General features: G+C 61.7%; 15 protein-coding genes and 1 pseudogene. 8 read left to right on the top strand and 8 right to left on the bottom strand.

The annotated features are described in order from the left end of the window. Position 1 precedes the first annotated feature (1 nt). Both IB262_RS12145 and IB262_RS12140 read left to right on the top strand, forming a co-directional pair. On the top strand, positions 2-397 hold the full coding sequence (locus tag IB262_RS12145; protein ID WP_192493601.1) for a VOC family protein: 396 nt from the start codon (positions 2-4) through the stop codon (positions 395-397). A 127-nt stretch (positions 398-524) separates the two neighbouring features. Then, positions 525-1,304: an ABC transporter substrate-binding protein gene (locus IB262_RS12140; protein WP_192493600.1), complete on the top strand. Its 780-nt coding sequence runs from the start codon at positions 525-527 to the stop codon at positions 1,302-1,304. Positions 1,305-1,377: 73 nt separating this feature from the next. Here IB262_RS12140 and IB262_RS12135 read toward each other — a convergent pair. Continuing rightward, positions 1,378-1,956, bottom strand: a pseudogene (locus IB262_RS12135) (GNAT family N-acetyltransferase); the annotation flags it as partial. A gap of 15 nt (positions 1,957-1,971) precedes the next feature. Beyond that, complete coding sequence (locus IB262_RS12130) at positions 1,972-2,436, bottom strand: hypothetical protein (protein ID WP_113136156.1); 465 nt, start codon at positions 2,434-2,436, stop codon at positions 1,972-1,974. Positions 2,437-2,786: 350 nt separating this feature from the next. Between IB262_RS12130 and IB262_RS12125 the strand changes: the two genes are divergently transcribed. Next, positions 2,787-3,536 carry an SDR family oxidoreductase gene (locus IB262_RS12125; protein WP_127890610.1) on the top strand — a complete coding sequence of 250 codons (750 nt, stop codon included), beginning with the start codon at positions 2,787-2,789 and terminating at the stop codon, positions 3,534-3,536. A 125-nt stretch (positions 3,537-3,661) separates the two neighbouring features. Here the strand turns inward: IB262_RS12125 and IB262_RS12120 are convergent, their stop codons facing one another. Next, positions 3,662-4,525: a LysR substrate-binding domain-containing protein gene (locus tag IB262_RS12120; protein WP_192493598.1), complete on the bottom strand. Its 864-nt coding sequence runs from the start codon at positions 4,523-4,525 to the stop codon at positions 3,662-3,664. A 110-nt stretch (positions 4,526-4,635) separates the two neighbouring features. Here IB262_RS12120 and IB262_RS12115 point away from each other — a divergent pair, with 110 nt between their 5' ends. Continuing rightward, positions 4,636-5,046: a 4-oxalocrotonate tautomerase family protein gene (locus tag IB262_RS12115; RefSeq protein WP_060610274.1), complete on the top strand. Its 411-nt coding sequence runs from the start codon at positions 4,636-4,638 to the stop codon at positions 5,044-5,046. A gap of 232 nt (positions 5,047-5,278) precedes the next feature. Here the strand turns inward: IB262_RS12115 and IB262_RS12110 are convergent, their stop codons facing one another. Next, positions 5,279-11,794: a putative Ig domain-containing protein gene (locus IB262_RS12110; protein WP_192493597.1), complete on the bottom strand. Its 6,516-nt coding sequence runs from the start codon at positions 11,792-11,794 to the stop codon at positions 5,279-5,281. A 241-nt stretch (positions 11,795-12,035) separates the two neighbouring features. Between IB262_RS12110 and IB262_RS12105 the strand changes: the two genes are divergently transcribed. The 4 genes from IB262_RS12105 to IB262_RS12090 all read left to right on the top strand — a co-directional run bounded on the left by IB262_RS12105 (position 12,036) and on the right by IB262_RS12090 (position 14,242). Next, positions 12,036-12,557, top strand: coding sequence for a tail fiber protein (locus IB262_RS12105; protein WP_060643771.1), 522 nt, complete (start codon positions 12,036-12,038; stop codon positions 12,555-12,557). Between the two features lie 21 nt (positions 12,558-12,578). Next, entirely contained in the window at positions 12,579-13,109 is a 531-nt protein-coding gene (locus IB262_RS12100) for a tail fiber protein (protein WP_192493596.1), read from the top strand. 33 nt (positions 13,110-13,142) lie between these two features. Continuing rightward, entirely contained in the window at positions 13,143-13,679 is a 537-nt protein-coding gene (locus IB262_RS12095; RefSeq protein WP_192493595.1) for a tail fiber protein, read from the top strand. 62 nt (positions 13,680-13,741) lie between these two features. Further along, positions 13,742-14,242 (top strand): GNAT family N-acetyltransferase, encoded by a 501-nt coding sequence (locus tag IB262_RS12090; protein WP_162728859.1) that lies wholly within the window; start codon positions 13,742-13,744, stop codon positions 14,240-14,242. Positions 14,243-14,257: 15 nt separating this feature from the next. On the opposite strand, the gene IB262_RS12085 is transcribed toward IB262_RS12090, so the two are convergent. The 4 genes from IB262_RS12085 to IB262_RS12070 all read right to left on the bottom strand — a co-directional run bounded on the left by IB262_RS12085 (position 14,258) and on the right by IB262_RS12070 (position 18,230). Beyond that, entirely contained in the window at positions 14,258-14,551 is a 294-nt protein-coding gene (locus tag IB262_RS12085) for a hypothetical protein (protein ID WP_112976856.1), read from the bottom strand. Between the two features lie 184 nt (positions 14,552-14,735). Further along, on the bottom strand, positions 14,736-15,647 hold the full coding sequence (locus IB262_RS12080) for an NAD-dependent epimerase/dehydratase family protein (protein WP_112976855.1): 912 nt from the start codon (positions 15,645-15,647) through the stop codon (positions 14,736-14,738). A 257-nt stretch (positions 15,648-15,904) separates the two neighbouring features. Then, entirely contained in the window at positions 15,905-16,756 is an 852-nt protein-coding gene (locus IB262_RS12075) for an ATP-binding protein (RefSeq protein ID WP_112976854.1), read from the bottom strand. A gap of 343 nt (positions 16,757-17,099) precedes the next feature. Beyond that, the gene (locus IB262_RS12070) at positions 17,100-18,230 is read right to left on the bottom strand and encodes a glycosyltransferase (protein ID WP_192372676.1); all 1,131 of its coding nucleotides are present in this window, start codon (positions 18,228-18,230) and stop codon (positions 17,100-17,102) included. Positions 18,231-18,248 lie beyond the last annotated feature (18 nt).

Raw genomic sequence — 18,248 nt, 5'->3', positions numbered from 1 at the left:
CGTGGCCAAAGCGATCCATTCGATGATCCGCGTTCTCGAGGAGAAGCGATCGATCGATTTTTATCGTGTGGCCTTCGGGCTCGAAATCGCTGAGCGGCTGGAGTTCGAAACCTTCGTGCTGATCTACCTCAGCAACGGGGAAAGCGAATTCGAGCTGGAGCTGACGGTCAACAAGGACCGGACCGAGCCCTATGCGATCGGTGATGGCTATGGTCATCTGGCGTTGTCGGTCGACGACCTCGACGCCGAACATCAGCGGCTCACGGAAGCCGGCCTCAACCCGGGAAAGATCGTCGACTTCAACCGAGACGGCGCGCTGCTTGCCCGGTTTTTCTTCGTGGTCGACCCCGACGGTTACAAGGTCGAAGTGCTGCAGCGCCACGGTCGCTACAAGTAGGACCTGGCCGCCAGACAGATCAACCAAAACAATACCGATTATCGCGCCTATCTATTTCGCTTATAGACAAGCGCGACTTAGTCTTCCCCGGAAGCATCAAGAATGATGCGCAACAAGGGGAACGCGAATGAAGAAGCGGATTGCAGCAGCAGTGCTCGCCATCATGGCGGCAACGGCCGTTTCGGCCCAGGCCGCCGAAAAGATCAAGATCGGCACGGAAGGAGCCTACCCTCCCTTCAACTTCATCGACCCCGCCGGCAAGATCGGCGGCTTCGACGTCGACATCGGATTAGCACTTTGCGAGCGCATGAAGGTCGAATGCGAAGTCGTCGCCCAGGACTGGGACGGCATCATTCCCGGTTTGGTCGCCAAGAAATACGACCTGATCATCGCTTCGATGTTCATCACCGAGGAACGCAAGAAGCAGGTCGCCTTCACCAATCCCTACTACCTCGCAGCCATGACGCATGCGGCCCCGAAGGGTGCAGGCTTTACCGAGTTCACCAATGAGGCGCTCAAGGGCAAGGTGATCGGCGCACAGTCAGGCACGACCCAGGCCGAATACATCACCGCCACATACCCCGATGCGGAGATCAAGCTCTACCCGACCCAGGACGAGGCGAACCTCGACATGGTCAATGGCCGCCTCGACCTTCAGGTTGGCGACATGCTGCCGCTGCTCGACTGGGTGACGAAGAATGCCGACGGAAAGGCATGTTGCGAACTGATCGGCGAGCCGATCACCGACAAGAAATTCGTCGGCGAAGGTGTCGGCATTGCTGTGCGCCAGGAGGACAACGACCTGCGCGAACGGCTGAACAAGGCGCTGGACGAAATCCGCGCCGAGGGCACCTACAAGAAGATCAACGACAAGTACTTCACTATCGACGTCTATACGATGAAGTGACGCGTGAAGGCGGGCGGAACAGCCCAATTTGAGATCCGGCCGCGCCCCAAGGGCGCGGCCGGATCCTCTTTTCTTACTCTTCTCTTATCGCGCGCTGCTTCGCCACGATCGCCTTGAATTCGGGATCGTCGACGAGCGACTGCACGGCCCAGTAGCCTTCGAGCCAGTCGGCCTCGCCTTCCCAACCGCCATCAACAAGCTGGCGGAGATTGGCAAGCGCCCGAGTGCGGTCGCCGGCAAGCATCCAGGCTCCGGTTGCGTGGAAGCGATACCAGTTGATGTGATCGCTTGCCCGCTCCAAATGCAGCCCCCATTCCCGGCAAGTGGCGAGATCGAGATCGCCGACGTTCTCTGCCGGTAGGTTACCGCTATAGGCAAGGTGCCGGTCGCGTTCGATGAGGCCGATGCTCCTGGCAATCGCGATCGATCCCTTGTTCGAGGCGTGCGTATGCCACTCGATATCGGGACGTCCGCGCTTGATGCACTCGGCGATCGTCACAGCCGCTACCGCTTTGCCAAGCCCAAGGCGCCGGTAGGCAGGCTCGGTCCCGACGCCCACTTCGCAACGAGTACCGCTGACGCTGTCGGTTGCGCAATGGCTGACGACGGATCCGTCGTAAAGCACACAGAAGCCGATGGCGTTTTCCACGAAGAGTTCGGGAGAAGCTCAGCCTTCCATGAGATCGGTTACCGTCTCGATATTGCCGGGTTCCAGATCCAGCAGGCGCTGGTCGATCGGCACGAGACGGAAGCCGTCAGGCAACATCGTCGCAGCAAGACCATGACTTGCTCCCGGCAAACCCATTCTGACGCGCGGATGCGGCCGGGCGAAGCCATTGGACCAGATATCGCCGAGACGATCGGACCAGCGGTCTTCGACGAAGAAATAGGCCCAGTCGGGGATCAGTTCCTTCAGGTCGGCAAAGCTATCGCCCGCCTCGTCGGGCAGGCCCGCGAGATAATAGGCATCGCCATTGGCGAGCAGCGCGACGCGTGGTTCGACTGGACGATCGACCCAGACTTCACCGTCTATGGTGCCGTCGAGTACGGCAGCAATGGCTACGTGGGTGGAAGAAAAGTCTTTTAAGAGGGCGTGAGCAGCCGGATAGGCCGCTTGTTCGAGTAGAAACATGAAAATGCAATCCTGTTGCGGCGGGATATCCCATCCCTGCCGCCAGAAGAACGAGTAGAGACGAGCAGGTCGTCCCGTTTCAGACCGGCTTCAGCCGACCGGCGCACGGCGTTGGAGACTGTCATCTTGCACCCTCTCTCTTCCTGCGCGCCCCGGATCGGGCGCCATTGCATTCGACGAACTAGACAGCCGGGCCGGACGGAACAAGCGCTTTACGGTAACCGCTTCAGGACGGCCCTGCGGTCCGTGCGCTTGCGCCATTGGCGGCTGCAATGACAGGCGCTAAAGCTCTCCTGCCGGGATTTGGTGTAGCGTCAGCCCGGAATCGGCGGAATGCATCGGAGACCGACATGTTCGACCTCAGCGGAATGACGGCATTGGTAACGGGTGGCGGCCGCGGTCTCGGCTTTGAAATGGCAAAGGCGCTCGCACGGGCAGGAGCAGCCGTCGCGATCAACGGTCGCAGTTCCGCCGCACTCGAAACGGCCCGTACCCAGGCTGCCTCGGAAGGCACCGCACTCGACATCGTTCCCGGCGACGTTTCGACGGATGCGGAAAAGATCGTCGCTGCCGCCGCCGGCAGGACCGGCCAACTCGACATCCTCATTCACGCCGTCGGCGAGCGCGACCGGCGCGGCACCGACGTCATGGATCCCGCCGCCTTTGCCACCCTCGTCAACACGGACCTGACGGCAGCCTATGCAATGGCGCGGGCAGCACTTCCTTATTTCCGCCGCTCCTCATCCGCCCGGCTGATCTTCGTCACCTCGATCGCCGCCTCCGTCGCGCGGCCCGGCGACCCCGCCTATACCGCGGCAAAGGGCGGTCTTGATGCCCTCACCCGTTCACTGGCCGTGGAACTTGGATCGGCGACGCTGACGGTCAACGCGATTGCGCCCGGCTGGTTTGCAACCGAGACCAATGCCGCACTCGCCTCCGATCCGGCACTGCAGTCCTTCGTCGATATCCGAATTCCCTTGAAACGCTGGGGCCGACCGGAGGAGATCGCACCGGCCGCCGTGTTCCTGGCCTCGCCTGGCGCCAGCTTCGTCAATGGCATCACCTTGACGGTGGACGGCGGCATGACCGCGCAGATGTGAACGTCATCCTAGACAGTTTTTCCGGTGCTGCGGCTGCTTTCGGAATTCGCCTTGGCGCTGTGTGCTTGGATCCGGAATGCCCGTAGATCGGCGCGGCAGCGCCGCAGTCTTCCTGGTGATCGTTTTCACCACCGCTCGGAACCGGCCGCCAAGCCTTCGGCAAGCAGTGTAGCGAGGTTCGACGCCGGCTTGTCGGCTTTTACCTTCAGCCGCAAGCTGAATTCCGCATTCGGCAATGCCGGGAGCGAAAGTGCCGGGGGTGCGACCGCGATCCCTTCTCCGAGGAAGCGTGCTGTGCGCGGCGTAACGGCAATCCCGCTTCGCACGGCTGCGCGCAGACCGGAAAGGCTGGGGCTTGTCGCCGCGATGCGGTAGCGACGACCGGTCTCATCGAGGGCTGCCGTCGCGGCGGCGCGAAAACCGCAGGGCGGATCCAGCACCGCGATCGGCAACTCGCTGTCAGCCGTGGGCGGAGCATCCGATGACGATAGCCACAGCATCGGTTCGCGCAGAATGGCAAGTTCGTCGGGCGTCGGCCCCTCCCGCATGACGATCAGTACTTCGATCAGCCCCTGATCGTAGGCCGAAGTCAGTTCACGGGATCTGCCGACCCTCAAGTCCAACCGCACACGCGGGTGGGTGCGCCCGAAGCGGCGCAAGAGATCCGGCAGATTGCTGTCGGCAAAATCCTGGGTGCAGCCGAGCGCCAGACGGCCGTCGGTGCTGGCACCCTTGAGGCTCAGCCATGCATCCCGGTGAACTTCGAGAATCCGGCGTGCATGAACGACCAATTCCTCCCCGGCCGGCGTGAGAATTCGCCCCCGGCCTGAGGGCGCGAGAAGTGGCTCGCCGATCATCGTTTCCAGGCGCTGCATCTGGGCGGTCACAGCCGAAGGCGTCCGCCCAACGGCCGTGGCCGCATTCGCAAGAGAGCCGCTCTCAGCGAAAGCAAGAAAAGTACGAAGCAGATCGGGATCGAAGGCTTGCATTACTTCAATGTAATCGAAGTTATAATATTAAACAATTCGATTTTTCCGAAGATAGAGACGTGACAGATTGGGCTCACACACGAAACAGGAAACCCGAAAGGAACCACCCAATGCCCATCATCAACGTCACCGTCAGCGGCAAGCCGGACACCGCACTCTCGTCACGGATCGCCGCTTCGGTCAGCGAATTGACGGCAGCGCACCTGCGCAAGGATCCGACGATCACGGCAATCGTCGTCACCTATGCGGATCCGGAACACTGGTTCGCTGGCGGAAAGTCGCTTGCCGAACAGGATATCAACAGCTTCTGGCTCGACATCAAGGTCGTCGACGGCACCAACACCAAGCAGGAAATGGCTGCTTATCTCGAAGCCATCTTCGGGCGCTTTGAACAATTGCTCGGACGGGTACACCACGAGAGCTACGTTCTCGTCCACGAGGTTGCGGCTGCCGCCTATGGTTATGGTGGCAAGACGCAGGAATTCCGCTACATCAGTGGCAAGCTCAAATCCGGCATCTGAAGCATTTCACCAAGCATTCCGCAGCCTCCAACGTTCGCGAAGGCGGAGCCCTAAAGGTGCGGAAAGATGGCTGCCGGAAACGCTAGAAGCAAACCGGTGTCGCAGAGCCAATGATGGCCGGTGTACCGCCGGCAGCCTCGTGAACTGGAACGGAAGTATCGGTCCAGCGCCGTCTCATCTATCGGTATCGCGTCGATCGCAACGCGATACCTCCGTATAGACCTCGTGGGCGTCAGAACCGGACGCGCGCACCGACTTTCGCACCAGCCGCCTGCGAACCGTCGCCCTCGATGTTGAAGAGCAGCGAGATGTCGAGGTCCCAGTTGTCGTTGTTGCTGAGCGCGAGCCCGGCCGAGACCCGACCAAACAGGCCTTCGCCATCGAGCGACGCAAAGCCGACATCCGCTCCGACCGTCGGCGACAGGATCAGGCCGTTTTCCAGTTCCAGCGTCCTCTCGACATCAAGACCGATGCTGAAGCGGGCTTGCTCCTCGATGAACCCCTTGAGGTCGATCGTCTCTCCGAGCGCGTTCCTGGCGGTGTAATCGTCGACCTCTTCGTTGAAGTAGACGGCCCTGAGCTTCGGGGTGAGCACCGTGATCTCGTCGAGCTGCCACTCGCCGGTCAGCTTGACGTCCGCCATCCAGCGGGTCGTGTCAAAGGTGCCGGTGAAGATACCGGTATCGATGTCGTTCGAGGAGCCGCCATAGAGCAGGTTGGCATCGAGGAACACACCTTGTCCGATTTCGAACGACGCATAGGGACCGGCAAGCCAGCCATTGCCGGTCAGTTCGGCGTCCTCGTCGGTCGGGTCGCTCGTGTAGTCGTAGTGGAACGACAGGCCGACCAGCGCCCGCTCGCTGATCAGGTAATCGGCGCCGATCGAAAACAGGGCGAAGTTGCCCCACTTGTCACTGTCGTCATCCTTGTCCTTGTGGAACAGGAAGCTGCCATCCATCCAGACGTCGAAGGGCTGATCGGTCTTCACGAAGGTTTGGCCGGCAGCCGCCGCGTCGGCTGCGTCGCGCGCCGCCTGGATCTGCGTGAGGCTGCTGGAAAACCCAAGGCGCGCGCCATTCTCCGATGGTGTGACCGCCGTCGTCACCGGATCGGTGCTCATCGCCGCCCGTCGCCGCTCGATCAGCCCCGGGACCTTGACCGTCGACGACAGCAGGCTCTGCCGGTTGCGCACGAAATCGCGCACCAGGCCGTCGATCTCTTCCCCGGCTGCGACACGGTCCAGTGCGATCTTGTAGGTGACAGTTCCAGCACCCGACGTACCGAGTGCGCTTCTCAAGGTGTAGCTAACCACCGCCGAACCGGAATAGGACGGATTGGGCGTGAACTTCAGATAATAGCCGACCGGCGTAAAGCTGCCGGCGGCTGCAAGCTCGCCCTCGATGATTTCGGCTGTGCCAGCGATCGGCGGCGAGACCGAGGCGACGGCGGCACTGGTGAACGGACCGCCGGTGGCACCGGCGTTGAGATAGACGTTGTTCGGTGTCGTGCCCGCGGGCACGTCGACGACGATGCTGGGCGCCGTCACCGCACGCGGGTTGAGTTTGAGCGTATAGGCCGCCGAACCGCTGGCGCCACGGCTGTCGACGACGCCAATGGTGAAGCGGTAGGTGTCGGGCACCGCATCCGCGGCCAGCGGCCCGGTCAGTTCGCCGGTCGAGACATTGAGCACCATGCCCTTTGGCAAAGTGCCGCTCTTGACGCTGTAAATCAGGGCGCCGGTGCCGCCGCTTGCGGAAATCGGCGCAGAATAGGCCTCACCGACCATGGCATCCGGAAGGCTGCCGGCCGCCGGGCTGAAGACGATGTTGGCCGAGACGACGGCAATGCGATAGCTCGCCTGCCCCGTCGCCCCGTTGGCGTCCGTCGCCGTCACCGTGAAGGCGAAGTCGCCGTCGGCGCCCGGTCGCCCGGAGATCGCGCCGCTGACTGGATCGAGCGTCAGCCCGCCCGGCAATATCCCGGATGTAACCTGATACAGATAGGGTGCCGTGCCGGCGCTGGCCGTCAGGCTCTGGCTATAGGAAACCCCGGCGACGGCGGCCGCAAGCGTGCCACCGGTCGGAGAAAGGACGAGCACCGGCGGCGAGACCGTCACCGTGACGGTTGCCGGCGTGGATGTGCCAGTCGCATTCGTCGCCGTGTAGGTGAAGCTGTCGGTGCCGGAATAGCCGGGTTGGGGTGTATAGAGGATCTGCAAGCCGGACACCGACGCATTGCCGCGCGACGGCGGGCTTGCGATCGCGAGCGATGCGGCTGCACCGCCCGAAATGCTGGGCGAGATGACGTTTGCCGTCGAGTTTGCGGCAACCGTAAGCGCAACCGCACCGGCCGACGGCGCCTCAACCGCCACTGCCAAGCTATAGGTGACAGAGCCGGTCGCGCCGTTCGCGTCGGTCGCCTCGATCGTGAAGTTGAAGTTGCCGTCCACCGTCGGTGTGCCCGACAGGCGGCCGTTGGCCGCGAGCGTCAGGCCAGGCGGCTGCGAACCGGTGATCGCGTAGCTGTAAGGCCCGGTTCCACTGGTCGCCGAAATCGTCTGATCGTAGGGCTGGGCAACTGTCGCCCCGGGAAGCGGTCCCGGAAGGGGCGAAAAGGCGAAGATCGGTGGAGACACCGTCACCGTGACTGTCGCCGGCGCCGATGTCCCGGTCGCGTTCGTTGCGGTGTAGCTGAAGGTGTCAGTACCGGAGAAACCCGCGGCGGGCGTATAGTTGAACGACGTTCCAGCCACCGTGGCAGTGCCGTGTGATGGCGCGGTAGTGACGGTTACGGAAGCCGCAGCGCCACCGGAAAGATTGGGCGCAATGACATTCGCCGTCGAGTTGGCGGCAACCGTCTTCGTCGTTGCTCCGGCAATCGGCGCTTGCACCCGAATAATCAGGCTGTAGCTGCCGCTGGTCCCGGTCGCACCATAGGCATCGGTGGCCGCGATCGTGAAGGTGAAGGTACCGTCCTCGTTCGGCGTGCCCGAAAGAACGCCCGACGACGCCAGCGAAAGCCCGCCCGGCAAGGCGCCACTCGCGATCGCGAAGCTATAGGGCGATGTGCCATCCGTGGCCGTGAAGCTCACGCTATAGGCGGTCGCCACGGTTGCAACCGGCAGTGAGCCCGCAGCCGGTGAAAAGGCAAAGATCGGCGCCGAGACCGCGAACGACTGGCTGACACTGGGTGCCGCCAGATAGGCGCCGTCGCCGGCCTGTGAGACCTCGATGGTGCAGGTGCCGCCGTTGCGGAAGGTTGCCGCACCGCTTGAAGTGACGACGCAGACGCTGGGCGTCATGGATTGCCAGGCCACAGGGAGCCCGGAACTGGCGCTCGCAATCAGGTTCACCGGCGTCGTATAGTTCTGAGGTCCGGGATTGGAAAAGATGATCGTTTGCGGCCCCTTCGGGGTGACAGAATTGGAGGCGCCGGACGCGAGCCCCGTACCAGTGCTGTTGGCAGCCGTCACCGTGAACGTGTAGCCGGTGCCATTCGTCAGGCCGGCCACCGTGAGCGGGCTCGCGGGGCCTGTCTCGGTCAGGCCGCCGGGGCTGGCTGTGACGGTGTAGCCGGTGATCGGCGCACCACCAGTATTGACCGGCGCGGCAAAGGAGACCTCGGCCGAGGCGTTGCCGGCCGTGGCTACAACGCCGGTCGGCGCGCCCGGCGCAATCGCGTTGACCACGAACGATCGGCTAACCTGCGTTGCCGGCAGATAGGTACTGTCGCCGGGCTGGTCGGCGTTGATGGTACAGGTGCCGATCGATACGAAGGTCAGAAGTCCAGCGGGACTGATCGTGCAGACCGCCGTCGTCGACGAGGTGAAGTTCACTGTCAGGCTTGAGTCCGAACTCGCCGTCAGGGTCGGCGTCGTGCCGAAGTTCTGGGCACCCGGATTGGCAAAGGTGATCGTCTGGATCGTGCGCGGCGTCACCGCGTTGGAGGCGGCCGACGCAGGGCCAGGACCGGCGTTGTTTTCAGCGACGACCGTGAACGTATAGCTCGTGCCGTTCGTCAGCCCGGTGATGACCACCGGACTGGAGGTGCCGTCTCCCGTCAAACCGTCCGGGCTCGATGTGACAACGTAGCGCGAGATCAGCGCCCCGCCGTTGCTCGAGGGCGCAACAAAGGCAACCATAGCCTGGCTGTCGCCAGCCGTCGCAACAACTCCCGTCGGTGCCGCCGGAGCAACCGCATTCACTATGAAGCTCTGGCTTACCCGTGGCGCAGCCTCAGTGGCCGCGTCACCGGTTTGATCTGCGTGAATTGTGCAAGTACCCATGGATTGGAAGGCCAATTTACCGCCAGGATCGATTGTGCACACACCTGCTGTCGCGGAGGTGAAGCTGACGGGCAAGCTGGAACTCGCAGTTGCCGTCAAGGTGGGCGTCGTACCAAAAGTTTGGGAACCGGGGTTGGCAAACGTTATCGTCTGCGGCGCTTTCGGCGTCACGGCGTTGGAAGCACCGGAAGCGACACCCGTCCCGGCAAGGTTGGTTGCTGCGACCGTAAACGTGTAACTCAGGCCGTTGGTCAAGCCAGTGACGTCGATCGGGCTTGACGGTCCCGTCGCGGTTACGCCGCCTGGGCTCGCTGTAACTGTGTAGCCTGTAATCGAGCTGCCACCGTTAAAGGCAGGCGCAGAGAAACTCACACGTGCGCTAGCATCATTCGCCATCGCCGCGGGCCCAGTCGGAGCATCAGGAGCGATGGCAACGACATTGATGCTGTAACTTTCGCTGGCCGTCCGGCTATGCATGTCGGTGGCCGTGATGGTGAAGCTGAAGGCTCCCGCAACCGTTGGCGTCCCGGTGATTGCGCCGCTTGCAGACGCAAGGCCGAGACCGGGCGGCAGTGTGCCCGATGCTAAGGAGTAGGTTACCGTCCCGAGCCCGTTTACGGCGGCAATCGACGTGTCGGAGTAAGCCGTCCCCGCCGTCGCTGCCGTCAACGCGCCGCCCGCGGGCGTGAGCGTCATCGGTGGCGCGGAAATCGCGATGCTGTAGGCGGCCGACGCCGAACCGGCGGTCGAGCCTGTCGCTGTGATCGTGAAATTTTTGGTACCGTATCCGGCCGCCGTCGGCGTACCGGCAATCGCCCCAGCCGAACTCAGACTGAGGCCGTCTGGAAGCGAGCCCGCCGTCACCGTATAGGTGAACGTCCCCAATCCGCCGCTAGCAGAGATCGACGCACCCGGGTAGACGACGTTCACGTCGCCACCGACAAGGGCCCCACCCGCCGGCGTCAGCACCACCGGTGGGGCCGCGATGGTGATCGAATAGGCCTTGGAATCGGTGCCGACGTTCGCAGCCGTGGCCGTCACCGTGAAAGGCGCGGAACCATAGGCGTCAGGAAGCGGCGTTCCGGTGATCGCGCCCGTCGAGGGATTGATGGTGAGCCCTGCCGGTAAGGCACCTGCCGACACCGAATAGGTGATCGCACCGACACCCCCGGTCGCCGAAATCGAGCTGTTTGAGTAGGCAACGCCCACCGTTCCCCCTGACAAGGCGGTGTTGTTTGCCGGCGTCAGCACTACGGGGGGCGCACTGACGGCAATGGAGTAGTTCGCGGTGGCCGAGCCAGAGGTCGCCGCCGTCGCCGTGACGGTAAAGTTTGCAGTCCCGATCGCGGCAGCGGTGGGCGTCCCGCTGATTGCGCCCGTCGTCGTGTTTAAGGCGAGACCTGCGGGAAGCGAACCCGCGGTCACCGCGTAACTGATTGCCCCGGCCCCCCCGCTCGCCGAGATCCCTTGCGAATAGGCGCTGCCAACCGTTGCGGCAGGAAGCGCGCCGCTCGCCGGGCTGAGCGCCACTGGCGGGAAGGAATTGATGGTGGTGGTAAAATTCTGCGCCACGAAATGGACGCCACCGGTCGAGATCGTCGTGCTATCCTGGATTTTTATCTTGAAGTTGAAGCTTCCTGCCGTCGTTGGTGCGCCAGACAGTTGCCCGCTCGTTGAAAGGCTTAATCCGGTCGGCAAGGTGCCTACGTCCAGAGTATATGTATACGGCGGCGTACCGCCGGACGCAGAAAAATGGACGCTGTAGGCGGCCCCTACTCCGCCGTCCGGTAGACTATCCGGGGTAACGTCAATCACGGGTGCCGCGATCGTCGGATTGTAGCTTTTGTCGTAGGTATGCGCCGTCGGCGTGGTGGAATCGGTCACTCGTACTATGAAGTTATAGGGGCCCGAGCCGGTCGGCGTTCCGGATATGACCCCGGCAGCCGAAAGCGTCAGGCCAGGTGGCAGCGTCGTCCCACCGCTGAGCGCATAAGTATAGGGACCAGTGCCGCCGGTGGTGTTGAGTGTCTGAATGTAAGCCGCACCAATGACAGGTGTCGGCATATTTGCCGGCGTCACGGTCAACGGTGAGCTCGATGGCGCAACCGTCACGTTAAATGTGACTGGCGATGAGGGGCTTTCATCATAGACGACGAAGCTGTCAGAGGTCGCCCCGTCTCCGTTGTTGGTGTAAATAAGGGCGTTCGTATTGGTGGGCATACCGAAGGTTAGACTGCCGTGGGACGGGTTGGTCACAGCCGGCTGGATAAAGCCCCACTCCGAGCAGGTGATGACACTTGTCCCGCCGGACTGCACTGTCACGTTCTGGGTTGTTCCGCAAAGACCAGCCTGCGCCGAAGACACAGGCACCATCGCCACCAGGAAAAGGAACGTGAGGAAAAAAAAGAACAGCGCAATGTAACCGCGCCTGGCGCCTGCCCGACCAAAGATCTCTTGAAACATGTCCTGCCCCTGTACGCACTGCGCGCTTCATGGACGCGGGTCCATCGCCACGATCAGTCCTTCCCAACCCCAGCCACTGCTTGACACGAAAATTCGAGTCATACAACCCTGACTAGTGCGACTTCTGCGGGAATTTGGACAAGAAAGAGTCCGCACACCCCCCTTTCCAAGTTACGCGTTATGAGGGAGAGTGCGAAGAAGGCGCAAACTAGAGTCGTTGAGATTATCGGAAGGGGCAGCGATGACCGAGGTCTATGTCGGGCAGATCATGATGACCGGATTTGGTTTTGCGCCGAAGGGTTTTGCTCTCTGCAACGGTCAGGTGATGGCAATCGCCCAGAATCAGGCCTTGTTTTCCCTGCTGGGCACTTTCTACGGTGGCAACGGCACGACAAACTTTATGCTTCCAAATTTGCAAGGCCGCACGCCTGTGTCCTACGGCAATTCTCTCGATCCAAGCTGGCAACCTACCACCGCGATGGCGGAGATTGGCGGCGTGGAGACCGTGACATTAAATACGCAGCAGATCCCCTCGCATCTTCATCAGGGCAATGGAACGACGGCCATTGGAGATCAACGTGCGCCGTCGCTCTTCGGTACGACGACCCTGCCGATCTATGCGCAACCCGGTGGATCTCAGGTGCCTTTATCGTCCCAGACCATCGCGCCTGCGGGCGGTGGGCAGCCGCACGCGAATGTGCAACCCTTCAACGTCATCAACTTCTGCATCGCGCTTTCGGGCGTCTACCCATCGCGCAACTGAACTCAGCCACCGGAGGTAAGCATGAGCACTCCCTATGTCGGGGAAATACGAATGTTCGGGTTCCCCCGGGTGCCCACCGGTTGGCAAGCCTGCGACGGTTCGCTGCTTTCGATCGCGGAATACGAGATGCTCTACACGCTGCTCGGGACCACCTACGGCGGAGACGGCCAGTCAACATTTCGTGTGCCTGACCTACGCGGCCGCGTGCCGATGCACTGGGGCACGGGTCAGGGCCTGACGACGCGGGTGCTCGGTCAGATTGCTGGCACCGAAAACGTGACACTGGTCAGTACCCAACTCCCACCGCATGGCCACCCGATAGTCGCAACGACGGCCACTGCCGACGCCACGGCGGTCGGGCCGACTGTCATGTTAGGAGCGGTTGCCAGCGACACACTTTACGCAACGGACGTGAGCGGCCTGACCGGGCGCGGAACGTCGCCGCACTCGACCAGCCTCACAGGCGGCAGTCAGCCTCATGACAACACGATGCCGACGCTGACGACGCAATTCTGCATTGCATTATACGGCGTCTTTCCGCAGCAAAATTGATTCAGGCCTGTACTTCACAATAAGGGGATAAGAATGACAGAGCCTTTCATTGGCGAGATCCAGCTCTTCAGTTTTAATTACGCACCCTATGGCTGGGCGTTCTGCAACGGACCGTTGATTCCCATCCAACAAAATACTGCGTTGTTCTCGCTCATCGGCACGTCGTATGGCGGCAATGGTCAGAGCAATTTCCAGTTGCCGAACTTTGCCGGACGCGCCGCCTGCAACCAGGGCACGGGTCCAGGTCTTACGTCCCGGACGATCGGAGAGGTCTTCGGGGCACAGAATGTTACCCTGCTTTCAACTGAAATGCCCGCACATGCGCATTCATTGACCATCTACAATCAGACAGACGGGACGAAAAGAGCGAGTACGCCGTCTTCCGGAAACTCGCTCAGTCTGCCAACGGAGCACACGGTCATGGCGGCGAGCACTGCCCAACCGGATGCCCAGTTTGCTCCTTCCATGATCGGTCTGTCGGGTGGAAACCTCCCGCACGAAAACCGACAGCCTTACCTGGCGGTAAATTTCTGCATTGCGCTTAACGGCAACTTTCCGTCGTTCGGGTGAAGCCGCACACTGACATTGCCGCGGTCAATTTTCCGATCCGGTCTAATCCACCGCGATTGGAGGTGCAGGGCACTTCCCTGCGCCATGCCTGCACGAACGACATTGCGTTCCTGCTCCAGCTTTACTCGTCATTTCGGGCGGACGAACTGGCGGCCGTGCCATGGTCGCCCGAGCAGAAGCAAGTTTTTCTCGAACTACAATTTATCGCCCAGCACCGCCACTACCGGTCGGTCTATCCGGACGCGGACTATCTCGTTGTCGATATCGGAGACAAGCCGGTCGGCCGGCTCTATCTGGACTCCGAAAAGGAGCGCTGGCTCATCGTCGACATCGGATTCCTGCCTGAGTGGCGCCGACAGGGCAAAGGCACAGCCTTACTGACGGCTATTCAGCGTGAGGCCACAACCTCAAAGGCGCGCGTTCTAACCTTGCATGTCGAGCAACGAAACTTTCGAGCCCAAGCGCTCTATCAGCGCCTTGGGTTTCGCGCCATCAACGACCTCGGCTCGCATATCAAGATGAAGTGGTCACCCGGCGATTTCGACGAAGCGGAGCGCCGCTGACCGCCCATTTCTACGTCAATTGAAAACGGCCTGGTAGACGATACCCTGCTTGTCGCGGGCAACCGGCACGAGAAAAATGTCCAGTGCGCCGAGCGACGCATTTTTAAGCCGGTAGATCTGTTGCGGCAGCACGATCGCTGAACCGCTGCGGAAGATCAGCGAAAAGGGCGCGCGAATCATGCCCGGCAAGATCGGCGTCGTACCGGGCGTGGCCTCCGCCAGTGTCAACGGCACCGTGCTCTCGCCAAGGGTTAGATCGAACGCCTGACCAACGCAACCCGCGAAATGTTGAAGCGTCAGCAGTTCCATGCGCGGATCCCTTCGTGATTCCCGTTTGGGTCGTTTCCGGCGTTTCTACACCATGGAAGTTGAACACAAAAGTCTCAAGGGCGTGGAATGGCACGCACCATGCTTTGAACAGCAAGAGGACGCCAATAGCGCGATCGCCCCCACTCCGCAGCTTGCGAGCATCGCGCCCGCTCTGCCATCGAGATCACTGCAGCAGTCGCGCGAGTCCGGCTCGAAGGTCGGTCACGCAGCGATAGGCCAGTTTTGCGTGGAGCGCTTCGACGCACCCCCGCGAGCGCCTGACTTCACCCGAAAGGCCGTCGATATAGGTGATATCCGAGCGGCTGCCGGTTTCCTCGATCATGATCCGCGCAAGGTCGCTGATTGATGTCTCGACGCCGCTGCAAACATTGACGATGCGCGCGCCCGTGTCCCAGCGGCCAAGCGCGTGCAGCACAGCCTCCACAACGTCGTCCACATGGACGAAATCGCGGGTCTGACGACCATCCCCATGGATGGTGATGTTTTCACCGCGCTCCAGCCGTTCGGCGAACTTCGCGATCACGCCGGAATAAGGAGACGATGGATCCTGCCCCGGCCCATACACGTTGAAGAAACGCAGTCCCAGGCTCGCTATGCCATAGACCTCATAGGCAGACCGCGCGTGAAGTTCGCAGGAAAGCTTGTCCGCACCGTAAGGCGACAATGGAATGCAACGTCCGGCTTCCGAAAGCGGCAGTTCTTGGCTCGCCCCGTAAACCGCGGCCGAAGAGGCGTAGACAAGCGGAAGATGAGCGCGGGAGTGGGCAAGTTCCTCGATGATCGTGAGGAACCCCGTTATGTTGATTGCGTGCGATGACGTCAGTTGCCGCTTGCATCGCTCGACCGAGGAGATCGCCGCCAAATGGATGCAGGCGTCCACATTGGCGAGCGCGCGGCGCACGGCGTCACGGTCGAGCACCGACCCTTCGATGAAGGTCGAGGGCTGCGGGACGTTTTCTCGTTTTCCCGAACTCAGATCATCAAGCACGGTCACGTCATGGCCGGCCTTTACCAGGCGACGGGCGAGGTGTGCGCCAATGAAGCCAGCTCCACCGGTAACCAGTATCCTTTTCAAGCCGTTTTCCCTCGCGACACCTCATCGCGATCGGAGGCGCCTGGATCTTAAGTGTAGGTGGATTCCTGAGCCGCCGAGCCGACCGTGGAGCGCGACCGGCACTCGGCCAGTGCGTCCGCGACCGGACCTTCCGTCTGGGTTGCAATCTTCCTTGTCGCTTAGGCGGCGTCAAGGCTCCCGCAGCCAGGTTTACCGTTTCGCAGAGACTTGATGAGAGAAAAGGCTAGCTTGCCCTCGAGAAGACGGTCGGGAGAGCGTCAGGGCGCCGGACAGCCGAGGATCAGGTCTTCAACCTCGGATCCGGAGCCGACGCGCATCAGCACCGTGAACGTGCCCTCGGCGCCCACTTCGAAAAGCGTGCCCCCGTTTTCACCCTTCTCGTTCGTCCGGGTCACAATCAGCAGGCTTCCGGCGCCGCTCAGATAGGATCGAATGTTGGACACTGCCGACCGGATCTGCGCGGCAGAGAAGTAATTCCTGTTGAGAATGTTTGCGGCTCTGACGAGATCGAAGCGGCCGGCGAAATCCGGTGAGCGCCGCATGATGTCATCCTCGACAAACGCGATGGAATCGTCACGCGATAACGACCGGGTGATCATCTGGACCGGCTCGCTCCTTCCGCTGCGGATCAGCGCGCGCAGGCGCGGCTGCAGCATGGATTTCGCCAGATGCCGCGGGATGAAGGCAAGGGAGACATAGTCGAGCCGTCGGATCCAGGGCCGGATCGCAAGACCGGCGACATCATATTGCAGTGGCCAGCCTTCCGGATCGGCAAGAACGCGAACCCCCGGCGCGACCTCGACGATGTGCGCGTCGATGAAGAGATCGGTGGCGGTGATCTTCGGCTTCGCCCCGCAGACCTCCAGGTATCGCAACAGCTCGACTGTTGTCACGCCGGTGGAAACCCCGACATCGAGCACCTCCCGCAACTGCGTCGCCCGCTGCGAAAGCAAGGGCCTGAATGCGGTTTCCAGCTCGCGAAAGCGCGACGGCTGCGTGAGTTTGAAGGTGCCGTTTCGCATCTTCAGTTTTGCGAAGAACTCCGACTCCCGGACCCAGTCCGTCGAGCCGTCGTTTCCAGAATAAAATTGCCGGGCGCTCATCACCATAGTCGGACAACCTGTAAAAATTGCCTGCGGCTCTCGAACCCAGAGGGCATCTTGCAGCGACCGAATATTTTGCCGCCTGCCTTTCCAGACAGGGGCTCAGCGCCCGCTACAGTGATCCCGAGGGTAGATTGGCCGACATCGGCTCCCAAAACATGAAAACGACAACAGTTGATTTCAGTATATTCGAAAACAATGGGGGGATAATACCAACTCCCCCGGAGATTCCAAGTTACATTTCAGCAGTTGCTTTTAAATGAGCCGCTACGTCATGCCTTGCCCCTGTTCGCCAGATCTTGCCGCCTTCTGTCTTCTCTGCTTCCCTCCGGCCGGACGCCACGACTGCTCAGCGCAGATCCTGTGAAGGGCGCGAGGAACGGCGGAGCCGAGGGGCGCCAGCATCTGCGCCGGCCGCCGTCAATGTCAGCGGACCGGACTTGATCAGATCGTAAAGGTCCTCGTAGCACGAGACGGTCCGGTCGATCGAAAACCCTTGCGCACGGCGGCGCGCATAGGCCGTCGCATTGCGATACTTCTCATCATCGCTGGTAAGTTCGCGAATGCGGTCGGCGAGTTGCCCGTGGTTCTTCGCCGGGAACCGGTAGTCGTCGTTGTCAACGACCACGGCCAGCCCGCCGACATCGCTGACCAGGACCGGCAGGTCCGACGCCATCGCCTCGACCACCGCCACCCCGAAGCCTTCCCAATGGGAGGATTGCACATAGAGATCAATGTGGCTGAGGAACGCCGGGATATCCCGGACCAGCCCGGAAAAGTGGACGCGCTCGCGCAGACCCAGAGCTCCGGCCAGTTCTTCCACGATCGGTCGGCGGTCCCCCACACCGGCAAAGACCGCATGGACCTTGTCCGGAAGCCGCTGCAGGGCCCGCACGATGGTTTCCTGGTCCTTCTTCTCCGTGAAGCTTCCGACCATGCCTATGTAAAAGAGGCCATCCTCTCTCGCCTTGCGGTCGCGCGCCGACGCAAACCGGTCCAGGCTGACACCGTTTTCGACGATGTGGATTTTCGCGGCCATGGGCGCCAGCCATTCGGAGAGGTGGTCACGGACAGGTGCGCTGATTGCCGCAACGCCGTCGTAACGGCCATAGACCCACCTTTCGATACCCCGCAGCCACCGCCTCGCCCTTCGGCGGTTCCAAGTGTTGTGTTCGGTGTAGATTTTCCGAAAAGGCAGGAGAGCGCAAAAATAGAGGGAGGGAAACAGGTGGACGTGCACGACGTCCGCGGCCCGCATCGCGCGCCATGCTCTGGCAATCGAACTGGGGCTCGTCAGCTTGACCGCGATGATCGTCACGGCAGCGAAAGCCTTGTCCTCCAGGAGCTCGTGATTTGCCCCCTTCCACACGATCACCGTTGCCGAAAACCGCGCCTGCCGCTGCGCCAGTTCCACGACCAGGCGCTCGGCGCCGCCGTTTCCGTTAAGGTCGTTGATGATGTGAACGACGCTGCCTGCCATCGTAAGAAAATCGCCTCA

The sequence above is a fragment of the Ensifer sp. ENS02 genome (genome assembly GCF_014851885.1).
GTDB lineage: Bacteria > Pseudomonadota > Alphaproteobacteria > Rhizobiales > Rhizobiaceae > Ensifer > Ensifer adhaerens.
Note: the sequence above shows the minus strand (reverse complement) of the source record. Positions and strands in the feature narration are given on the sequence as shown.

What these genes read in the sequence shown, in the direction of transcription:
- IB262_RS12110 (WP_192493597.1), bottom strand. Translation starts at nt 11,794, where the DNA reads ATGTTTCAAGAGATCTTTGGTCGGGCAGGCGCCAGGCGCGGTTACATT.
- IB262_RS12115 (WP_060610274.1), top strand. Translation starts at nt 4,636, where the DNA reads ATGCCCATCATCAACGTCACCGTCAGCGGCAAGCCGGACACCGCACTC.
- IB262_RS12130 (WP_113136156.1), bottom strand. Translation starts at nt 2,436, where the DNA reads ATGTTTCTACTCGAACAAGCGGCCTATCCGGCTGCTCACGCCCTCTTA.
- IB262_RS12105 (WP_060643771.1), top strand. Translation starts at nt 12,036, where the DNA reads ATGACCGAGGTCTATGTCGGGCAGATCATGATGACCGGATTTGGTTTT.
- IB262_RS12095 (WP_192493595.1), top strand. Translation starts at nt 13,143, where the DNA reads ATGACAGAGCCTTTCATTGGCGAGATCCAGCTCTTCAGTTTTAATTAC.
- IB262_RS12075 (WP_112976854.1), bottom strand. Translation starts at nt 16,756, where the DNA reads ATGGTGATGAGCGCCCGGCAATTTTATTCTGGAAACGACGGCTCGACG.
- IB262_RS12140 (WP_192493600.1), top strand. Translation starts at nt 525, where the DNA reads ATGAAGAAGCGGATTGCAGCAGCAGTGCTCGCCATCATGGCGGCAACG.
- IB262_RS12085 (WP_112976856.1), bottom strand. Translation starts at nt 14,551, where the DNA reads ATGGAACTGCTGACGCTTCAACATTTCGCGGGTTGCGTTGGTCAGGCG.
- IB262_RS12100 (WP_192493596.1), top strand. Translation starts at nt 12,579, where the DNA reads ATGAGCACTCCCTATGTCGGGGAAATACGAATGTTCGGGTTCCCCCGG.
- IB262_RS12120 (WP_192493598.1), bottom strand. Translation starts at nt 4,525, where the DNA reads ATGCAAGCCTTCGATCCCGATCTGCTTCGTACTTTTCTTGCTTTCGCT.
- IB262_RS12125 (WP_127890610.1), top strand. Translation starts at nt 2,787, where the DNA reads ATGTTCGACCTCAGCGGAATGACGGCATTGGTAACGGGTGGCGGCCGC.
- IB262_RS12070 (WP_192372676.1), bottom strand. Translation starts at nt 18,230, where the DNA reads ATGGCAGGCAGCGTCGTTCACATCATCAACGACCTTAACGGAAACGGC.